18 protein-coding genes and 5 pseudogenes are annotated in these 19123 nt (G+C 63.8%); 11 read left to right on the top strand and 12 right to left on the bottom strand.

Going from position 1 to position 19123, the window contains the following annotated elements; all coding sequences use genetic code 11:
• Positions 1 to 6 precede the first annotated feature (6 nt).
• Positions 7 to 964, bottom strand: a pseudogene (locus AB8Z38_RS28070) (alpha/beta fold hydrolase).
• Positions 965 to 1289: 325 nt separating this feature from the next.
• Here AB8Z38_RS28070 and AB8Z38_RS28065 point away from each other — a divergent pair.
• Positions 1290 to 1472: a hypothetical protein gene (locus AB8Z38_RS28065; RefSeq protein ID WP_369720922.1), complete on the top strand. Its 183-nt coding sequence runs from the start codon at positions 1290 to 1292 to the stop codon at positions 1470 to 1472.
• 2 nt (positions 1473 to 1474) lie between these two features.
• On the opposite strand, the gene AB8Z38_RS28060 is transcribed toward AB8Z38_RS28065, so the two are convergent.
• The 3 genes and pseudogenes from AB8Z38_RS28060 to ykgO all read right to left on the bottom strand — a co-directional run bounded on the left by AB8Z38_RS28060 (position 1475) and on the right by ykgO (position 2727).
• Positions 1475 to 1735, bottom strand: a complete 261-nt coding sequence (locus AB8Z38_RS28060; RefSeq protein WP_369720921.1) for a hypothetical protein — start codon at positions 1733 to 1735, stop codon at positions 1475 to 1477.
• 124 nt (positions 1736 to 1859) lie between these two features.
• Positions 1860 to 2494, bottom strand: a pseudogene (locus AB8Z38_RS28055) (tetratricopeptide repeat protein).
• Between the two features lie 107 nt (positions 2495 to 2601).
• The gene (gene ykgO / locus AB8Z38_RS28050; RefSeq protein WP_006611362.1) at positions 2602 to 2727 is read right to left on the bottom strand and encodes a type B 50S ribosomal protein L36; all 126 of its coding nucleotides are present in this window, start codon (positions 2725 to 2727) and stop codon (positions 2602 to 2604) included.
• Positions 2728 to 3067: 340 nt separating this feature from the next.
• Here ykgO and AB8Z38_RS28045 point away from each other — a divergent pair, with 340 nt between their 5' ends.
• Genes AB8Z38_RS28045 through AB8Z38_RS28030 form a run of 4 tightly spaced genes read left to right on the top strand, consistent with a single transcriptional unit; the run spans position 3068 to position 6094 of the window.
• On the top strand, positions 3068 to 3952 hold the full coding sequence (locus AB8Z38_RS28045; RefSeq protein ID WP_007596981.1) for a 4-hydroxyphenyl-beta-ketoacyl-CoA hydrolase: 885 nt from the start codon (positions 3068 to 3070) through the stop codon (positions 3950 to 3952).
• A gap of 10 nt (positions 3953 to 3962) precedes the next feature.
• Entirely contained in the window at positions 3963 to 4694 is a 732-nt protein-coding gene (locus tag AB8Z38_RS28040; RefSeq protein ID WP_369720920.1) for a haloacid dehalogenase type II, read from the top strand.
• Positions 4695 to 4735: 41 nt separating this feature from the next.
• Positions 4736 to 5203, top strand: a complete 468-nt coding sequence (locus AB8Z38_RS28035) for a YbaK/EbsC family protein (RefSeq protein WP_369720919.1) — start codon at positions 4736 to 4738, stop codon at positions 5201 to 5203.
• A gap of 60 nt (positions 5204 to 5263) precedes the next feature.
• On the top strand, positions 5264 to 6094 hold the full coding sequence (locus AB8Z38_RS28030) for an adenylate/guanylate cyclase domain-containing protein (protein WP_369720918.1): 831 nt from the start codon (positions 5264 to 5266) through the stop codon (positions 6092 to 6094).
• A gap of 59 nt (positions 6095 to 6153) precedes the next feature.
• On the opposite strand, the gene AB8Z38_RS28025 is transcribed toward AB8Z38_RS28030, so the two are convergent.
• Positions 6154 to 6501 (bottom strand): hypothetical protein, encoded by a 348-nt coding sequence (locus AB8Z38_RS28025; RefSeq protein WP_369720917.1) that lies wholly within the window; start codon positions 6499 to 6501, stop codon positions 6154 to 6156.
• 93 nt (positions 6502 to 6594) lie between these two features.
• On the bottom strand, positions 6595 to 7581 hold the full coding sequence (locus AB8Z38_RS28020; protein ID WP_369720916.1) for a tripartite tricarboxylate transporter substrate binding protein: 987 nt from the start codon (positions 7579 to 7581) through the stop codon (positions 6595 to 6597).
• Positions 7582 to 7728: 147 nt separating this feature from the next.
• Here AB8Z38_RS28020 and AB8Z38_RS28015 point away from each other — a divergent pair, with 147 nt between their 5' ends.
• Positions 7729 to 7986, top strand: a complete 258-nt coding sequence (locus AB8Z38_RS28015) for a hypothetical protein (RefSeq protein WP_369720914.1) — start codon at positions 7729 to 7731, stop codon at positions 7984 to 7986.
• Between the two features lie 108 nt (positions 7987 to 8094).
• On the opposite strand, the gene AB8Z38_RS28010 is transcribed toward AB8Z38_RS28015, so the two are convergent.
• Positions 8095 to 9030 carry a LysR family transcriptional regulator gene (locus tag AB8Z38_RS28010; RefSeq protein WP_369720913.1) on the bottom strand — a complete coding sequence of 312 codons (936 nt, stop codon included), beginning with the start codon at positions 9028 to 9030 and terminating at the stop codon, positions 8095 to 8097.
• Between the two features lie 139 nt (positions 9031 to 9169).
• Between AB8Z38_RS28010 and AB8Z38_RS28005 the strand changes: the two genes are divergently transcribed.
• From AB8Z38_RS28005 to AB8Z38_RS27995, 3 genes are all read left to right on the top strand, one after another.
• Entirely contained in the window at positions 9170 to 9868 is a 699-nt protein-coding gene (locus tag AB8Z38_RS28005; protein ID WP_369720912.1) for a pirin family protein, read from the top strand.
• A 53-nt stretch (positions 9869 to 9921) separates the two neighbouring features.
• Positions 9922 to 10521 (top strand): NAD(P)H:quinone oxidoreductase, encoded by a 600-nt coding sequence (wrbA, locus tag AB8Z38_RS28000; protein ID WP_369720911.1) that lies wholly within the window; start codon positions 9922 to 9924, stop codon positions 10519 to 10521.
• Positions 10522 to 10624: 103 nt separating this feature from the next.
• Entirely contained in the window at positions 10625 to 10759 is a 135-nt protein-coding gene (locus AB8Z38_RS27995) for a hypothetical protein (RefSeq protein ID WP_369720910.1), read from the top strand.
• A 4-nt stretch (positions 10760 to 10763) separates the two neighbouring features.
• On the opposite strand, the gene AB8Z38_RS27990 is transcribed toward AB8Z38_RS27995, so the two are convergent.
• From AB8Z38_RS27990 to AB8Z38_RS27975, 4 genes and pseudogenes are all read right to left on the bottom strand, one after another.
• Positions 10764 to 11648 (bottom strand): protein-L-isoaspartate O-methyltransferase, encoded by an 885-nt coding sequence (locus tag AB8Z38_RS27990; protein WP_369720909.1) that lies wholly within the window; start codon positions 11646 to 11648, stop codon positions 10764 to 10766.
• Between the two features lie 82 nt (positions 11649 to 11730).
• Positions 11731 to 12872, bottom strand: a pseudogene (locus tag AB8Z38_RS27985) (GNAT family N-acetyltransferase).
• Between the two features lie 153 nt (positions 12873 to 13025).
• Positions 13026 to 14378 carry an O-antigen ligase family protein gene (locus AB8Z38_RS27980; protein ID WP_369720908.1) on the bottom strand — a complete coding sequence of 451 codons (1353 nt, stop codon included), beginning with the start codon at positions 14376 to 14378 and terminating at the stop codon, positions 13026 to 13028.
• A gap of 39 nt (positions 14379 to 14417) precedes the next feature.
• Positions 14418 to 15486: pseudogene (locus tag AB8Z38_RS27975) on the bottom strand (glycosyltransferase).
• 256 nt (positions 15487 to 15742) lie between these two features.
• On the opposite strand from AB8Z38_RS27975, the gene AB8Z38_RS27970 reads away from it, so the two are divergent.
• Positions 15743 to 16687: a glycosyltransferase gene (locus AB8Z38_RS27970; protein ID WP_369720907.1), complete on the top strand. Its 945-nt coding sequence runs from the start codon at positions 15743 to 15745 to the stop codon at positions 16685 to 16687.
• A gap of 11 nt (positions 16688 to 16698) precedes the next feature.
• Here the strand turns inward: AB8Z38_RS27970 and AB8Z38_RS27965 are convergent, their stop codons facing one another.
• On the bottom strand, positions 16699 to 17727 hold the full coding sequence (locus AB8Z38_RS27965; RefSeq protein WP_369720906.1) for a glycosyltransferase family 2 protein: 1029 nt from the start codon (positions 17725 to 17727) through the stop codon (positions 16699 to 16701).
• A gap of 424 nt (positions 17728 to 18151) precedes the next feature.
• Between AB8Z38_RS27965 and AB8Z38_RS27960 the strand changes: the two are divergent.
• A pseudogene (locus AB8Z38_RS27960) lies at positions 18152 to 18936 on the top strand (class I SAM-dependent methyltransferase).
• The last annotated feature ends 187 nt before the right edge of the window (positions 18937 to 19123 follow it).

The raw sequence follows: 19123 nt of genomic DNA, 5'->3' as shown, positions 1-19123 counted from the left end.
CGGCCGCTAGTCAGCGGCCGCGTTCACCGAAGCGATCTTGCCTATCATGGTCTTGATTTCAGTCTTCACGAGATCCGGGACCGCGTTCTGCACCATGTGACCGAGGTCGGGCAGCACGATCAGTTTTGCATTCGGCACCGTCGCTGCGAACGGGCGGGCGTGGATGTTGGTCGAGACGGTCTTGTCGGGTTCGCCGGCGATGATCGTGACAGGCGCCTTGATCTCGCCATAGCGTGAGACTTGCGCGGCGACCGACGCCTTCAGCGTCACCAGGTCATAGGCATTGGCGATGAACTCGCGCGGGCGCAACAACAGCGGCGTCGCGGAATCCTTCACGAAACCGTCCGGCATCGTCTGCGGCAGGAAGACGTCGCGCGCGCCTGCCTCGGCGACGAAATACCCCAGCGGCAGCGTGACGGTGTAAGCGAGCAGCGGGCCGATGACGGGGGTCGCGATGATCTCGTTGTAGCGCCCGACCCCGCCGCGCCAGGGATGGGTGACCGGCGCCAGCATCACGAGGCCGGCGACGCGGTGCGGATGATCGAGCGCCAGCCGCGCGCCGAGCGCGCCGCTCCAGGAATGCACGACGAAGAGCGCGCGATCGATGCCGAGCCTGCCAAGCGCCTCGTCGATCATCCGCGCCTGGATCTCCGGCGTCGAATCCTGCCGCCGCGCCCGCGTGCTCCAGCCATGGCCGGGACGGTCGATCAGGATGACGCGATGGTCTTTTGCGAGGAGATCGCCGAGCGGCCGCCGCATTACCACGAGATTCTGAACTCGCGCCGTGCAGCATCACGATGGGCAGGCCAGCATTGCGCGGACCGATGTCGACGACGTGAAGCGTCGCGCCCTCGACTTCGACCATCCGTCCCTGCGGCGGAAACGCGCGTTGCACGGCGATGATTCCCGCCTGCGTGACCAGCGCCAGCAAAATCAGCGCCGTCGCGACTGAGATCACGAGCATGGAGAGAGTCCGGGCAATCCAGGGCACATCGCAGCTACGGGTCTCGCCGCGCCGCAGTTTCGGTCCCCAAGCAGCGCTTCCAATGAAAAGGAGGGGGCTGTGGATATCTGCATAATCTCGATCCGCAAAAGCACAGTAGAATCAACGTCCTTCTCAAGTGACCCACAAGCCTGGGACAGCTTCATGCAGTCGTCATCGCGGCTTCCATATAATCGCCACGGTCGGTTCCGCCATCTAGACGCGGGTGGGCGCCGATCCTCCCCGCAATCCACAGGAACGCGGGAATGGCCGGCAGATTGTCCTGGTTTGAACCGGAGGATTTTTGATGAGCTTCAGATCGAACGACACCGCGATCGAGGAGATCGTGGCGAGTTGTAGCGGCGACCTGCGCGGTGCGGTGCGTGCGCTGCTCCTGATCAATGAGCATCTCGAGGCGGAGCTTGCCAAGGCCTATGCCGCAGCGGCCGATCACGGCCTCACTGAGCGCGCTGGCAACGTCCTGCACTGACCCTAGTTCGCGCTGTCCTCGGCCTTGTCCTCGTCGGGGGTGACCGCGGGACAAGCACGGATGGTCGAGCGGGCGAGCTTGGCATCGGCCTTGGACTTGTAGGGGCCGTCGCCGAACCAGATGTCGCCAATGATGACGGGATTGCTGGTCACGATGGTGCACGTGCCGGTGGCGCGATTGCCGATCACCCAGAACATGCCGTCGGCCAGACTTGCCGTCCCCGACGCCAGCAGCAAGCTAACCGCAACGATCAAACGCTTCATGGCTTTCGCTCCTGCCATGCAGGTAGGCTTGCCGGCGCGCCGACAATACCCTCGCAATGCGACGCATGCGATCGTGGTTAACCCGCGCAGGCCGCACTCGCTCAAGAAATGATCGAGTTGGAGGTTAGATGTCGCGGCCTTCGACCTTTTCGGTCAGCGCCTTGACCTGATCGGGTATCTTCTCGAGGTGCGGATTGATGGCAAGCGCCTTGCGGTAGGCCTCGAGCGCCCGTTTCTCGTCGCCGACTTCCTGCATGATCATGCCGAGGCCCGCGAGCGCACCGAAATGGCGCGGCTCCCGGGCCAGCACTTGCTGGATGTCGGCAAGCGAACGGCCATAGTCGTTCTGCATGTAATACAGCGTGGCGCGCCGGTTCCAGGCTTCGATGTAATCGGGCCTGAGCTTGATGACGGAATCCAGGAGCTTGATCGCGATGTCGATCTTCTGGGCATCGACCGCGGTCTTGGCCCGCGCCATCAATAGCGCCGCGGTGTCGCTGGGGGTCTGGAGCCAGATCGCCCAGATCCGCGCCTCGACATGCTTGGCGCTGGCCTCGTCAGGGGCGGCCTTCAGCGCGCCGAACAGGAAGTCGAGATCTTGCCGCGGTCGACTTTCGGCAGCTTTGCCGGCGCCTCCGGCAATTTCTTCTGCTTCGAGGGCGGTACCGGATCATTCTGCGCCAGAGCCGGAGCGAGGCCGCCGGTTCCCAAAACGAGGGCCAGACACAGGGTGCGCGCGAAAAGGAATCTCACTGCCATGGTGAAAGTGTAAACGCGCAAAGCCGCCCTTGCAAAGCAGGGGCGGCGTCAAACTCGTGTGAGACCGTGGTCTTGCGGGGGCGCGCTTCGGCCGCCGACAGGGCGTATCAGCCCTGGCGAGCCTTGAAGCGGCGCTGCACCTTGTTGATCACATAGACCCGGCCCTTGCGACGGACCAGGCGGTTGGCACGGTGGCGACCGCGCAGCGATTTCAGCGAGTTACGGACCTTCATGGCAGAATCCTGAACGTTCGAAAGGCCGTGTTCGGCACTACCGTTTCGGCACGCGCGAATGTGGCAAAATGAGATTTTCCCCGCCGGCGGACGACCGCCCGGGACGGGGCGGTTCTTAAGGCATGGCGGGACCGCATGTCAATGTTAACTGCCCCGGTCCGAACCGGCAAAATCGTGAAAACAACCCCACGCACAGTAAAAACGGCCGGATCGGCCCGATTCCGGCGATTCGCGGCCAAGCCTGGCAAAGACTTTTGCGACCTGCGGTTTGGGGCCGGCAACGCCTTGCCAAATTCGTTATATCCTATAATCAATTTGGCAACCCGTCGGGAGGAAACCAATGCCCAAGCTGAAGCTGCCCAATATCGACGACGTCGTCGCCATCGACATCCATACCCACGCCGAGGAGCCCTGCGGCACCCATCCCGACGACGGCTATGACGACTTCCAGGCGCAGATGGCCGACTATTTCAAGTCGCCGCACAAGCATCCGCCGACCGTGCCGGAGACCGCAGCCTACTACCGCTCCAAGAACATCGCCGCGGTGATCTTCCCGGTCGACGCCGAGCGCGAGACCGGCTTCCGCCGCTACAAGAACGAGGAAATGCTGGAGATCGCCTCCGACCATCTCGACGTGCTCATCCCGTTCGTCTCGATCGACCCGCACAAGGGCAAGCTCGGCGTGCGCGAGGCGCGCAAGCTGATCGAGGAATACGGCGTCCGCGGCTTCAAATTCCATCCGACCATGCAGGGCTTCTACGCCAACGACCGCATGGCCTATCCACTCTACGAAGAGATCAACAATGGCGGTGCGATCGCGCTGTTCCACACCGGCCAGACCGGCGTCGGCTCGGGCATGCCCGGCGGCATGGGGATGCGGCTGAAATATTCCAACCCGATGTACATGGATGACGTCGCGGCGGATTTCCCCGATCTCAAGATCATCCTCGCCCATCCTTCCTTCCCCTGGCAGGAAGAGGCGCTGTCGGTCGCGACCCACAAGCCGAACGTCTATATCGACCTGTCCGGCTGGTCGCCAAAGTACTTCCCGCCGATCTTGGTGCGCTATATCAATTCGATCCTTCAGGATAAGATGTTGTTCGGCTCGGACTGGCCGGTGATCACGCCCGACCGCTGGCTGTCGGATTTCGCCAAGATCGACATCCGCGACGAGATCCGGCCGAAGGTGCTCAAGGCCAACGCGCGCAAGCTGTTGGGAATCTAGCGAGGTCAGCGTGACGATCAAAGCCGTCGTCTTCGACGCCTACGGGACGCTCTACGACATCCAGTCGGTCGCGGAGATCACTGAGGATGCGTTCCCGGGCTACGGCGAAATCATCACGCAGGTCTGGCGGATCAAGCAGCTCGAATACACCTGGTTGCGCTCGCTGATGCGGTGCTACCAGGATTTTTCGGCCGTCACGCGCGACTCGCTGGCCTATACGCTGCGCATGCTCGGGCTCCGCCATGACGTCGAGACGTTCGATCGGGTGATCGAGAAATATCTCGACCTCGATCTCTATCCGGATGCAACGGCAGCACTTGGCGCATTGAAGCCACGACAACTCGCCATTCTCTCCAACGGCAGCCCGGACATGCTCAATGCGCTGGTGCGCAATTCCGGCCTCGACCGCCTGCTCGATGCCACCATCAGCGTCGATGCCAAGAAGATCTTCAAGCCGAGCCCCGAGGCCTACGCGCTGATCGGCGAGGTGCTCGGCACCAAGCCCGATGAGGTTCTGTTCGTCTCCTCAAATCCTTGGGACGCCGCGGGCGCGAAATCGTTCGGACTAAACGTCGCATGGATCGAGCGCGTCACGCCGGAAGCGATGGCGCTGGCTTGCGTCGAGAACGAGCTGGTGGCACCGCTGACCCTGTTCAAGGCGATCCGCACCCAGATGGACGAGCTCGGATTTGCGCCGGACCATCGGATCCGCACGCTCGCGGAGCTGCCAAGAATCGCCTAAGCAATCGCCGCCTGCCCATAGCCTGTAATGAGCCGACTGGAATGAGCCTGGAATCCGTTCGCGCCTTCTTCGCCGAAAAATCCTCCGACATCACCGTCATGGAATCGCCGATCAGCTCCGCCACGGTGGCGCTGGCCGCCGAGGCCTATGGCGTCGAGCCCGGCATGATCGCCAAGACATTGTCGCTGCGCGTCGGTGAGCGCGTGATCCTGATCGTCGCGGCCGGCACCTCGCGCATGGACAACAAGAAGGTCAAGGCGGCGTTCGGCGGCAAGCCGAAGATGCTGGGGCTGGAAGAGGTTGCCGAGATCACCGGGCACGAGGTCGGCGGCGTGTGCCCATTCGGACTGAAGTCACCACTGCCCGTTTATTGCGACGTCTCGCTGAAGGCGTTCGACGTCGTGGTGCCGGCGGCAGGTTCGACCCACAGCGCCGTGCGCATCACGCCCGAGCGGCTGGCCGAGCTGACCGCGGCCGAATGGGTCGATGTGTGCGAGGTCAGGGCGTAAGGCGGCTTCGGCGCCCCACGCCTGATGCATTTGCCGGTCAGGGAGGCTAGCATAGCAACCATGACCGACGATAAAGTGAAACGACGACTGACCACAGTCCTGTGCGCTGACGTGTACGGCTATTCTCGTCTGATGGAAGCAGACGAGACCGGAACGCTGGAGACGCTGCGCCGCTACCGCACCGCCATTGCGCGATTGGTCGAGCGTCACGACGGCCGCATCGTGAATACCTGGGGCGATGCCGTGATCGCCGAGTTCGCCAGCGTCGTCGAGGCCGTGCAATGCTCGGTCGAGATTCAGCAGGAAATCGCCCATCAGGATTCTGACGCGCCTCAGGCGAACCCGATGCGGTTTCGCATCGGAATCAACCTCGGCGATGTGATGGTGGACGGCTCCGACATCTATGGCGACGGGGTCAATATCGCGTCGCGCCTGCAAGAACTCGCCGAACCCGGCGGCGTTGTGATCTCGAGCTCGGTCTACGATCAGGTGCACAACAAATTATCCGTTGGGTTCGACTGTCTCGGTCAGCGCCCCCTGAAGAACATTGCTCCCCTGACCAGCTATCGGCTGACCTTGGGCGGACAGACTGCCGCGCAAGGGAGCGTCCCGATCGGGGAAAGCCCCGCTCCGCGAGGGGCATCTCGTGCTTCGCGAACTGGCGACAGCCACGAGCCGTCCTCCTGGACGCAAATCGTGTCGGATGGACTAGCGAAGCTGCCCCGCCCGGTGGCAGCAGCCCTTACGGTGTCGGCCTTCCTGATCGTGATCAATCTTTTCACGAGCCATAAGATCTGGTTCCATTGGCCGGTCGCAGTTATTCTCTTCGGTGTCGCCTTGCGGACGGTGCTGGGACGTCGACCTGAATCGGACCGCAAGCGAGAGCGTTGAACGAGCGGCACGACCGCATCGTCGCGCCTGCCGCTGCTTGGCATGTGGCTAGGGCACCGCTAATCGTCGTCGTCAAAGGGACGCGGTTGCGCGGGCGGAGGCGGCGGTGCAGCGTTGTAGCGCGGCGGCGCGGCGCGATTGCGCGGGACCGGTTGCTGCGGCTGCACCTGGTTGTTGGACTGGAACACCGCACGACATCCGCTCGAGAGCTGGGTCGTGTTCTGCTGCAAGCAGGCGACGATGCGGTTGACGTCTGGAATCTGGCTGCTGCACAGGCGCCAGACATCCGGGGTGCAAGCCATCTGCTGTTCCATCGTCCCCCGATAGTCTTCGGCGGACGCAGCCTCCTGCGCGACGATACCGCCGATCGCAAGCGCCAGGCCCAGCGCAATCCGCTCTGTTCGCATGTCCGATCCTTCCCGTTCAGTCAAAATCTCCCCAATCAATGAGGCGCGGGATGGTTCTGGACCAACAAAAAAATGTGAAAGCGAAACTGGAACCTATTCGACCTTGCCGATCTTCTTGACCGCCGCGATCAGCCGCGCGCTGTCGACTGCGACGAACTCGGAAAATGCCGGCGCATCCTGATAGGCAACGAGACTGCCCGAGGCTTCAAACGTCCTGAGCACGTCCGGGCTCGTCATCACCTGCGCCATCGCTTGCCGCAGCCGCGTTGCGATCGGCGCAGGAAGCGCACTCTGCGCAAACAGCCCGGCCCAGATGTACATCTCGACATCTTTGTAGCCGAGTTCCCGGAAGGTCGGCACGTCAGGGAAGCTCGCGATGCGCTGTGCGCCGCAATTGCCGAGCACGCGCAGCTTGCCGTCGTCGACCTGCGGCTTCAGCGTGCCCGGTGCCGCCGCGATCGCCTGCACGGTGCCGCCGAGCAGCGCGGTCAGCGCGGGACCAGCGCCGCGAAAGGGCACGTGCAACAGCTTGATGCCGGCGCTGTTGGCGAACATCTCCATCGCCACATGCAGCGTGCCGTAAGGGCCGGACGAGCCATAGGTGATCTGGCCGGGTCGCTGCTTCGCATCCTCGACGAAATCCTGCGCCGTCTGCCATGGCGCGGAGGCCGGCACCGCGAGCAGCGTGGGGTCGGCCAGCACGCGCGCGATCGGCATGAACTGGGAGACCTCATAGGCGACGGGACGCTCGAACAACCGGTCGGCCTCGGGGAGCACCGCCAGCGAGGACAGCGTCATCAGCAGCGTATGGCCGTCCGGCTCGGCGCGCGCTGCGGCGGCATTGCCGACCGATCCGCCGGCCCCGCCGGCGCGGTTGTCGACGATGACGGACTTGCCGAGGATGCGCTCCAGCGCCTGCGCCACGGGGCGTGCCGCGAGATCAGCCTGGCCCCCGGCCGGGAATGGCACGATCATGGTGATGTTGCGGGTGGGATAAGTTTGCGCCAAGGCTTTGTCAGGCAGCGCGGCGCGCAACAACGGCAGCGTGGCAGCGGCGCGCAGGACGTCGCGTCGATCCATGGCAGGTCCCTCCCCGATCTTTTCTTGTTTCGCTCCCAGCCTAGCGCAGCGACCGGCAAGAACAAGATTTTTACCAAGCATTAACCATGTTCGGCCCGGCCAGGAACGCATGCTCCCAGCCACCGTTGCCCTGCCAGGAGGGGTGCCATGGGAAAACTTGCAACCATTGACGTCGCCCTGGACGAGATGCTGGTGAATCTCGCGGCGATCGTCCTGCGGCTTTCAAAACCCGAAATGACGCGCACGCCGGAAGCGCGACGCGCCCTGGCGCAATCGGTCCATCAATACGCCGTCTGCGCGGCGCGCTCGACCGATCCGCGTGTCCAGGAATGGAAGTCGCGGCTGGACGAGACGCTGAAGCCGAACCTGCGTGTTGTCGCGCGCGACGGGGTGAAGGTGATGTAACCGAATCCGTCATTGCGAGCGCACCGAAGCAATCCAGGGTGCCTCCGCAGAGGGATTCTGGATTGCTTCGCTACGCTCGCAATGACGAGGGGGTTGAAGCCGCCCGGTTTACGACGTCTTCGCCTTGCCGCGCACCCGCCGCTTGCAGGTGCCTGGAAGTTTCGCCGCGAGAAAATCGCCGAGTGCTTCCACGCGCGCTGGCCTTGGGCCGCCGGGTGGCGTCACCAGATGTACGGCGCCTTCGGCCTGCTTCCAGTCCTTCAGGAGCACCTCGACCTCACCGGATGAAATGGCATCGCCGACGATGAATTCGGGAAGCTCGGCGATGCCGAGGCCGGCGAGCAACGCCGGCATCACGGCCTCGCCATTGTTGGCGCGAAGCTGGCCACCCGGGCGCACGCTGGCCTGCTCGCCGGCCGCATTGGTGTAGTGCCAGACATTGGGCGTGGAGAGATAGGCGTAGCTGAAGCATTTGTGCTCGGCGAGATGCATCGGATGCGTCGGCCGGCCGTGGCGCTTGAGGTATGACGGCGCGGCCACCGTGAAGCGCGGCATGGTGAAGAGACGCCGCGCGATCAGCGAAGAATCCGGCAGCCGCGCGATCCGCACCGCCATATCGAAACCTTCGCCGATCAAGTCGATGGTCGCATCGCTCAGGTGCAGGTCGACCGAGACTTCCGGATAGGTTTCGAAAAACTCCGGCAGCAACGGCGCTACGGCCTTGACCCCAAACGTCATGGGCACCGCGAGCCGCACCAGCCCGCGCGGCGCCACCGATTGCGCCAGCGCCTCGTTCTCCGCCGCCTCGCCGTCGCTCAGAAGGCGGGTCGCGCGCTCCGCAAGCTTGTGCCCGGCGTCGGTGAGCGCGAGCCGTCGCGAGGTGCGGTTGAACAGCCGCGCGCCGAGCCGCTCCTCCAGCCTGGTCACGGCCTTGGACACGGTTGCCTTGGACATCATGAGTTCGGCCGCGGCCGCCGCAAACGACCGTAATTCCACGACTTTTGCGAAGATCGCGAGCGCCTCGAAGTCCGGAAGTTTTGCCATGGCCGCCGCCCAATTGGGATGTTTAATGAAACAATATGTTTCGACAGTTTCTATTTCTATACCACAGACAGAGACTTATCCAAGGGTCGACGGCGGCTTTGGCGCCTGAGGCGTCAAGCTCAAGCAAAGGATTATGCAGATGATCGAACTCAGACCTTTCAACAAGCTCGGCGGCGCCGATCACGGCTGGCTCAAGGCCAAGCATCATTTCTCCTTCGCGAGCCACTATGACCCGGACAACATGGGTCACGGCGCCTTGCGGGTGTGGAACGACGACGAGATCGCGCCAAACACCGGCTTTCCCGCCCATCCCCACGCCAACATGGAAATCATCACCTATGTGCGCGAGGGCGCGATCACCCATCAGGACAACCTCGGCAATGAGGGACGCACCGAGGCTGGCGACGTGCAGGTGATGAGCGCCGGCAGCGGCATCCGCCACTCCGAGTACAATCTCGAGCCGACCAAGGCGCGCATCTTCCAGATCTGGATCGAGCCGACGCTGCGCGGTGGCCAACCAACCTGGGGCTCGAAGCCGTTCCCCAAGGCAAACCGCTCGGGCAAGCTCGTCACCATCGCGAGCGGCGACGCGAACGACAAGGACGCGCTGCCGATCCGTGCCGATGCCCGGGTGCTGGCGACCACGCTGAAGGCGGGTGAGACCGCGGAGTACGAGCCCGAGAGGTCGCGACACCTTTATCTGGTGCCGGCGGCAGGTGCCGTCGAGATCAACGGCGTGCGCGTCAACGCGCGGGACGGCGCCGCAATTCGTGGCGAGGCCAGCCTGAAGATCACGGCCCTGGAAGATTCCGAGCTCGTGCTCGTCGACGCGGCCTGAGCGCACCACTCCTGCCAATCAAACAGTCACCTTCAATCCCAACGGAGACCACCATGACCAAAGTTCTCGTTCTCTATTACTCTGCCTACGGCCATATCGAAGCGATGGCGAACGCGGTCGCCGAAGGCGCGCGCGAAGCCGGCGCCACTGTCGACATCAAGCGCGTGCCCGAGCTGGTGCCCGCCGAGGTCGCCAAGGCTTCGTATTACAAGGTCGACCAGGCAGCTCCCGTCGCCAAGGTCGAGGACCTCGCCAATTACGACGCGATCATCGTCGGCACCGGCACCCGTTTCGGCCGCATGACCTCGCAGATGGCGAACTTTCTGGATCAGGCCGGCGGGCTCTGGGCCAAGGGCGCACTGCATGGCAAGGTCGGCGGCGCCTTCACGGCGACCGCAACCCAGCATGGCGGACAGGAGACGACACTGTTCTCGATCATCACCAACTTGCTGCATTTCGGCATGGTGATCGTCGGCATGAACTACGGCTTTGCCGGCCAGATGAAGCTCGACGAAGTCACCGGCGGCGCACCCTACGGCGCCACCACGATCACCGGTGGCGACGGCAGCCGCCAGCCCAGCGCCAACGAGCTCGCCGGCGCGCGCTACCAGGGACGCGCGATCGCGGAAACCGCCAAGAAGCTGCACGGTTGAGGTTCACTATCAAGTCTCGCAAACGACAGCATGGCCGATGCGATCAGGGCGGCATTCTCGTTCGGGAATTGTCGCCCTATCTATCGTCGCAGGAGCGACGCGAATGGCTTTCGAAATTCTCTTTCTGGCGCAGATGATCCGCAGGCCGGTGCAGGCGCTGACACGGCGCTGGTATTGCCGCAGCCTGTTCCGCGCCTCCCGCGGCCGGTTTCACTGCGCCGGGTGCACGGGATCATGAGGCGTCAGGCCTGCGTGATGTCCGCATGCGGCGGAATATCGATTGCCGGTGCAAATGCAGGCGCAGTCGAAAGCCACCAGCCGTCGCCGGCAAACCAGCAGGTGTAGTCGGGCGTGTCCCGTCTCCGCAACGACTGCACGCGCTCCCATCCTCTTGCGAACGCCTCGGCCAAGCGCCGGCCGGCATCCGCATCCTGCAGTCCCGCGCAACCGATGAACTGGGCTCGCCCTAAGAATTTGGCGGGCCAGGCCAGGCCCTGATCGGGGCGCGTGACCATCAGCATGCCGCCGAGCACGCCCTCCGGGGCCAACGGAAACACCAGTCGCCCGCCGGGCCGCAACGCCTCGAGCCATTCCATGGCGGGCTGCGCCGCGCCCGCACAGACGTAGATCACATCAGCCCTTGGCAGATCGGAGGCAATGCCCGAGCGCTCGCGCAGCTCGACTGCAGTGATGTCTTTCAAATTCTCGCGCGCGAGTGCCGCCAGGCGCTCATCGATCTCATAGGCATAGACGCGGCCATTGGGACCGACGAGCTCGGCGAGAATAGCGGTGTAGTAACCGGTGCCCGCGCCGATCTGGAGCACGGTCTCACCTTCCTTCACACCACAGCCGCCGAGCCAGTAGGCGTGCGCGGCGGGCATGCCGATATTGACGCCACGCGCCGGATCCAGCGCCAGAAGCGTATTCTGATAGAGGAAGGCGGGATCATCATCGGGCGTCACGACATAAGGATGCCCGCCGAGCGAGATCGACCACGGCCCGGGTCCGGCAAAGGGCTCGCGCCTGACGTTGCGAAACGCCTGCTCGATGCGGGGATCGGGGGCTTTGGCGGCAGCGCAGATCAATTGCGCATAGAACGCGCGATATTTGTTCGAACGATCGTCCATGTCGCCTCCAGGCTTTGGAGACAACGATAGCACAACGATTGCGATATTCGAGTGACCGTTGCAACCAGGGGCGCTGCGCGATTCAGCGTCTCTTCGCCATGGCCCGCGCGACCAACGCTGCAAGCTTTGGATGCCGGCGCAGGCCCTGCGCGGCATGGTCGCGCAGGACAAAGGCAGACCGCGCCAGGACAGCGCGATGCTGACATCGGTCAGCGGGACCTGCTCAGCGCCGAACCGGCGCTTGTAATCGTGATTGCCGATGCTGAGATCGAAGCGCCGCACGCCCTGGGCATGCAGCGCTGCCATGGTGCGCTCGGTCACCAGCAGGCCCGGCGAGCAATTCGCCCAGGCCTTGCCGGCATGGCCGATCCGCAGCAGGAAATAAGTTGCGCCGTATCGGACGCCGAACGTGGTCGCGACAATGCCCTCGTCGCAGGCGAGCGCCGAAACCACCGCATAGCCTTCCGCAATGCCCTGCCGCGCGACATCGCGGTAGAAGCGGGCGTGGACCTCGTTATTGAGGACGAATGGCGAGCCCAGCAGCTGCATACGCTCCTGCTGCTGCACGTCCATCACGTCGAGCAACTCGTGCGCGCGGGCAATATCCGTCGCGATTTCGAACCGGGCGCCGGCATGACGGCTGAACACGCGCCAGCAGCGCGGCATCTGCATGCGCTTGATCGACGCCTGATAATCTGCGTAGTCGTCGCCGGTCAGCACGAGGTTGCCGTTGAGCGAGCATGAGCCGAACCGGCCGAGCGACACCAGCGGATTCGGTTTGGCGCCGACATAGGCCGGCATCTTCTTGAAGCGAAGCAGGTCGAAGCGATCGGGCAAGGCGCGCAAACCATCGACCAGCGCCGCGCTGACCGCCTCTGCGCCGGCCGCATCGAAGCTGGCGTCGCAGGCCAGGATCGGAGCGTTGTTGTCGGAGACGCCGAGATCGGCAAACTCGACGACGCGGATGCCGCGTCTGATATGGCTGAACATCGGCACCATCGCGATGTCCCTGCCGGTCGCCGTGTCGGTGATGACTGCGATCAGCGGCGCCGCGCCGTGAAAGGCCTCGTACCAGGCACCTAACCAGTAACCATGCTGGAACGCGGTGCGATGTCCAGCGTTCAGGCGCAATGCGGCCGGCCGCCAGTCGCGCAAGAAATCGACTGAGATTCCCGACGTGCTGGATACCTGACCGTCTAATTGCTCGACGCTGAGAAACGCCATTTGGGGGGCATACGGTTACTGAACGTGTCCAGATAGATTATGTTTTGCCGCAGACCACAAGTTACGTCGCTGCTTATCGTTAAGCCGATACCGCCGTACGGAGCGTGACGTCCTGCTCTGTGTCCATATGAAACGGACCGCTGCGACGAGTTGTCAGCGAGCGGGTTCCATTGGCGCGACGCATTGGAATCTGGCCAGGAAATGCAATCCGGCGACCGCAAGCGCGAACATGAACCAAACCGGATTCTGCCGCTCGAGCAGGAAGGTCTCGGTCGTCCCGAAATACAGGCCAAACAGCCAGATGGTCAGAAACAGCTTGCCCAGCGCGTTGCTGCGGTTGTGGGCCTGGACCTGCTGGAAATTGCGCAGCGGCCCGACCACGAAGATGAGGACGACCAGCAGCAGGCCCGGCAGGCCGATGTTGACGGCGACGTCGAGCCAGCTGTTGTGGCTGTGGGCCGCGGTCACCGCCCATTCCGATCCCTGGGTGGTCTGCCGCTCCGTCACGCCGTCCCAGAAGGCCGTGTAGCCGTGACCGGTGATCGGCTTTTCCGCAACGGCAGCGAGCGCAAACTCCCAGACCTCGGAACGGCCGGTGAAAGTGGGATCGACCGGCAGCGCTCGCGTGATGCTGCCGAGCACCGGGCTCATGACACTGCCAACCGTCAGCAGGTTCATCACGATCAGCGGCCCAAAGCAGATGATCCGCTTCAGCCACAGGCTCCGGGTGACGTAGACCAGCGATGCCAGGGCATAGATGGCAAGACACAGAACCGACGACGTCTTGCCGCCGGTGAAGACCAGGAAGATGCCGGCAAGCAGTGCGATAGCAGGCCCCATGACGAAGGAGCCCACGGCCGACAGGTAAATGCCGACATAGACCAGGATGCTCATGACCGGCGAGGCGGTGTTCTTGTGGCCAAAACTGCCGCGCCAGTCGCCGGCAAGCTGCGGCTCGCTGATGTCGAGCCCGCTGTGCATCGAATATTGCGGGGCAAAGAGAACGCCGAGATAGCACACGATCAGCAGCACCAGCGCGGCGCCGCCGAGACACAGAGTGAAGCTCCGCTGCGTCGGGGGCAGCAGCGGCAGCAGGACCGCGAGCGTGGTTGCGCTGGCGGCGAGCACGAAGCGCTGGGTCGAGACCTCGCGGTTCTCGGAAAATGCGAGATCGATCAGCATCCAGCCGAGCAGGCAGAGATGCAGGGGCGTGACCAGGCTTCTGAGCGAGGCCGCGTCGGTGGTGAAGGTGAGCAGCACCGCGACCACGGCGAGCAATCCGAACGAGATGTAGGTCGTCGCCAATCGTCCGCCAACGACGGTGGCGACGTCGGGGTTGCGCAAGTCTGGAAACGGATCGAGCGTTATCAGGACCAAAAGCAGGGCAGCGACTGCAACAAGACAGCGCGCCGCGCTCACGACGTTGAGCCTCGCCAGTTCGTCGCGCAGCGCATGGCCGACCGAGCGGGCCTCGACGTCAGTCATGTCTGCGACGCTGCGATCCATGCCTCAAGGCCGGGTGGGACGATGCGGGACCTCGGAGGTCTAGCCCATCCCCGTTAACCATCCGTCAACCAGCACGGCGGAAACGGCAGGAACCCGGCTCTGCCGCGCGACGCTGCGCGCGATCTCGTAGTATTGCAGCGCGCGCTGCTCCAGCGTGAGATTGTCGAGGATGTAGCCGCGCGGATCGAATTTGCCCATGGTGCAGCCGGCCCAGAAATCGGTCCAGCGGTGCTCGAAGCCGGGGGCGGTCCGTGAATTTGAGCCCGCAGCGATCATCCCAATAGGGTACCGACGACACCGGCTCGAACCGCACCCGGTGCGGATAATAATCGGGATCCGGCCATGGACCACCGGGATCCCAGGCAAGCACCGGCACACCGCAGGACAGCGCCTGCTGATAGGCGATGCCCTGGCTCTCGTTCTGGCACAGGAAAATCATCGCGCGGGCGTGTCGCAGCGCGGCCTGATAGTCTTCCTCCTGGTAGCTGCCGTAACGCAGCTCGGTGAACGAACGGCCTTCCCTGGTGAGGCGCGCGCGGACCGGCTCGACCAGCTCAGGCACGTAACGCTCCCGGTCCCAGCTGACCTTGTCGTAGAGCAGGACGTCGACGTTTTTCTCGCCCGGGCGGGAGGGCGCCCACAAATCAGTGTCGATGCCGACGGGCCAGGCTTCCGTCTCAGGCCAATGGGCCCGGTACATCTCGGCATACCACGGACCGGGCACCAGGAATTTCCGGACTGGAAGCCGCTTGAACAGGTCGGGATCGTCGAACGGATGGTTATAGGCACAAACGCCAAGCAGGATCGGGTTCTTCCATGCAAACTTGTCGAGCAGGAAAGCGCGGCCGAGGATGCAGGCGACTTCCTCCGGGTGCTGCGCGATGTAGCCGTAATCGTTGACGCGATAGCGGATGCCGAGCCGGTCGAGCCCCGCACAGAGATTGAAGAACACGCGCAGCTGCCCGCTCATCCGCGGCTCGCCGAACAGCATCTTGCGCGCCATGCGACGCAGATGACGATCGCCGGGAAACCAGCGATCGTCCTTGTCCTCGTAGAACAGGTTGAGGATCATGGCGTCGGGATCGTAGTCGAATGTCTTTGCGGGCACTGGGTCCATCCGCGGCATCAACAGCTGCATTCTCGCACGAGACCGGCTGTCGCACCTCTGAAAAGGCTGCGACAGACATAGCGCCACAGGTTTAACGCTAATTGACGAAACCGACGACGCGACGGCCTTCGCGACAACGATTTGATCGTTATGCGGGTATCATCCGCGCCAGCCCAGACTGCGATTGCCGACAGCCTGGTTAACAGATCCTTAAACACGACGAGCCATCGCTTGACCCTCACTGACGCCATGCTCGATGCATCCGCCGCCGCGCCCGCGGCGGCGAGTGCGCGCGATCCCGCCTGTGGTGTCCGTCGTCATTCCCACGAAGAATGCCGCGGCCTATATCGGCGAAACCATCGCAAGCGCGCTGGCGCAAACCGATGTCTGCGAGGTGATCGTCGTCGATGACGGCTCGACCGATGACACCGTGGCGATCGTCCAGGCCGTCCGCGATCCACGGCTGTGCCTGATCATGAACGATGCCCGCGGCGTGTCGGCTGCGCGAAATCTCGGCGCACGAGGCGCGCGCGGGGACTGGTTGATGTTCCTCGATGCCGATGACCGGCTGCGACCCAATGCGGTTGCGATATTGCTGGTGACGGCGAAGGCCGCGCCGCGCGCGGTGGTGGCCTACGGCGACTACAACACGATCGACAGCGCGGGCCGCCCGATCGGCCGCCGCGGCCTCCTGAAGGGGCGCCGCAAGCCCTCTGGCAACGTGCTGGCGCGGCTCGCCGGCGGCAATTTCATTGTCAATGGCGGAATCATGCTCGTGCGCGCCGACGCCTTCCGAACGACCGGCGGCTTCGACGTCTCGCTGCGATATTGCGAGGACTGGCATTGCTGGTGCCGCCTCGCGGCGCTCGGTGAATTCGCGTTCGTGCCCAAGCTTCTGCTCGATTATCGGCTGCACACGGCCAACACCATGAACGCCGCCATGCGGACGCCGCAGGATTTCGTTCCGGCGGTCGCGCGCGTCTTCAGCGATGAGCTGATCCTGTCCAGGCTGCCCGCGAATGCCGCATCGCGGCTGCGGCAGGCGGCCGAGATTCATCTCGTGACCTATTCGGCGACACAGGCGGTCCGCTTCGGCCGGTATCGCGACGCCCTCGCCTATCTCGGCATGATCGGTCGGCGATCGCCGAGGGCGATACCACGATCCGCGATCAAGATCGTTCTGGCTTATTTCGGAATCTAGCGGCTGACGCGTCAGGAAACGATCTTCGAGGCCTCATAGGGCTTCGGATCGTAACCGAATGCCGCGAGTGCAGAGCCGACGGCCACCAGCATCGGGTGCATCGCGACGATCGCTTTCGATGACGTCAGCAGGCGAGCCGAGCGTACCAGCGACAGCGGCAGCCGTCCCAGGGTCTGCGCAAACACCCGCGCCCGCGCGCCCGCGCCCTGCGCGGCTTTGGACTGCGCACGATAGTTGATCACCCCGATGCGGAGGCTCCGTTTGGCGATCCAGCCGAGGCTGGTGCGGTTCTGCGGCACCGTCTCGGTGATAACGGCTTCCGCCGTCCAGTGGAAGGTCAAGCCGGCATTGCGGCCGCGATAGAAGAAATCGCAATCGCCGCCACCGAGGAGATTGAAGCGCAAATCGAAAGCCGGACTGCCGAGCCGCTCGAACGCGGCGCGCGTGATCAGGCAATTGCCGCAGCCGTAGATCTGCGGCACCGCGCCGGTGTAATCGTAAGCGGGACAGAACGCGGGATGATGCGCGAGCCAGGGTTGGCTGTCGTCGTCGAACACTGGCAGCACCGGTCCGCCGACCACGTCGGCACCGGTCGCCTCCGCGGTACGGACCATCAGCTCGAGCCAGTCGAGCGAAGCGATCTCGTCGTCGTCGATCATCAGGAAGCGGGTCGCGGCGGGAAACAGCGCCTGCGCCGTCTCGAACGCGGCGTTGATCGCCTGACAATTGCCCTGCCGCTTCTCGACCAGACAGATCCCCTGGAGTTTGCCGGCGGCGAGATATTCGGCAGCGACCGGCGCACTCGCGCGCCCTGCCGCATCGTTCTCGACCATGACCACGGCGAAAGAGCGCGGAGTCCGCTGACCGACCAGCGAATCCAGCGTCAGCCGCAGATGGTCGGGGCGGCGGAAGCAGGGAATGCAGACGACGATGCCGACCGAGAGATCAATGACGCGCGAGCTCGCGGCGATCTCCCGGTTGGGATCGCGCACGGCATCCGAGATCCGGCTGGCGGACAAATCGATCGGGATCAGCGTCATGGCGACTTAGATGCCTGAGATAAGTTGAAAAAGGCCTTGCACCAGAAAGGGATTTGCGCCGATCGCATGCACCGGCGCCGTCTCGCGACGGCACAGCGCCGCGGGACAGATCCGTCCCGAAATGGGTGGCGGGCTTTAGTCGCGAAACCGCGCCACACAGCTTGTCTCCCGACGATGCAGAGGTCCCATGATGCGCTTAACTGCTTTTGCGTGTTTTCCCGGCGAATTTCTTCAAGTGTGATACTGCAATTCGCAGTCCAAAGCGCCCGCGAGGTGCGACACGGACGATGCCGTAGTTAACGCGAGGGCACATTAACCCGACCGTAAGCACCGCGACCGGTGACACGATGCGGCATCAGATTTGCTCTTCGGGCATGTGGGATCTTGCCTGTAAATTTGAGTCGAACAAGCGCGGTCAAAAGACATGAACAAGTCAGCCACGATCGATTTCGCGACAGCTACCCAGACTCCGGTGCAGACCGGGGGCTGCTCGAGCTTGTCCCCGGCGAAGCCCGCGACAGCCTGCTTGCCATTCACGACGTCTTGCGCCGCGAGTTGCCGCAAGGCCCCGTTGCCACCTACGAAGCCGGCGGCGGCTCCTCCAGCTTCCTGCCCGTCGACGTGCTCAGCCGCAGCCACGTCACCGTCGTCGACATCGACCAGGACCAGATCCGCAACAACGTTTACGCACAGGAGGCGATCCTCGGCGACGTGCAGACCTATCGCTTTGGTCCGGACACCTTCGACGTCGTGATCTGCTACAACGTCATCGAGCACTTGCCCGACGTCGAGGCGGCGCTGCTGAACTTCCGCGACGCGCTCAAGCGCGGCGGGATGATCCTGATCGGCGCGCCCAATCCGCGCTCGCTGTCCGGCGTCGTCACCAAATACTCGCCGCACTGGTTCCATGTCTGGTTCTACCGGCACATCCGCGGCATCAAGACCGCCGGCCTGCCCGGCGAGGCGCCGTTCCCGACCTTCTTCCATCCCCTGGTGACGCTGTCGCGGCTCGAGGCATTTGCGGCCGCCAACGGTCTCGAGACCATCTACCGCCGCGAGGTCGAAAGCCCGCGCTATCCCGAGATGCGCCAGCGCAAGCCGCTGTTCGCCGCCCTCGTCGACGCTGGCGCCGCCGTGCTGAACGCGGTGCTTCCGCGCGGCACCGACGTCCGCCGCGGCGACTATCACGTCATCCTGCGAAAACACTAACGGCCATGCGTGCGCAGCCATGGTCCGAGCAGCTTTGCCGTCCAGCTGCGAAGGCGGACGGGCGCGTGCCAGGCGGCAAGCGTGGTAACGAACCGTTAATCAGCGAGGGATCTGCGCATCGGAACCGTCACAATGACGCGGCAAATGGCGCCGTGCGCTTAAACGCTTTGTTTGCCATTTCGGTGAA

This window comes from Bradyrhizobium sp. LLZ17 (assembly GCF_041200145.1).
GTDB lineage: Bacteria > Pseudomonadota > Alphaproteobacteria > Rhizobiales > Xanthobacteraceae > Bradyrhizobium.
Note: the sequence above shows the minus strand (reverse complement) of the source record. Positions and strands in the feature narration are given on the sequence as shown.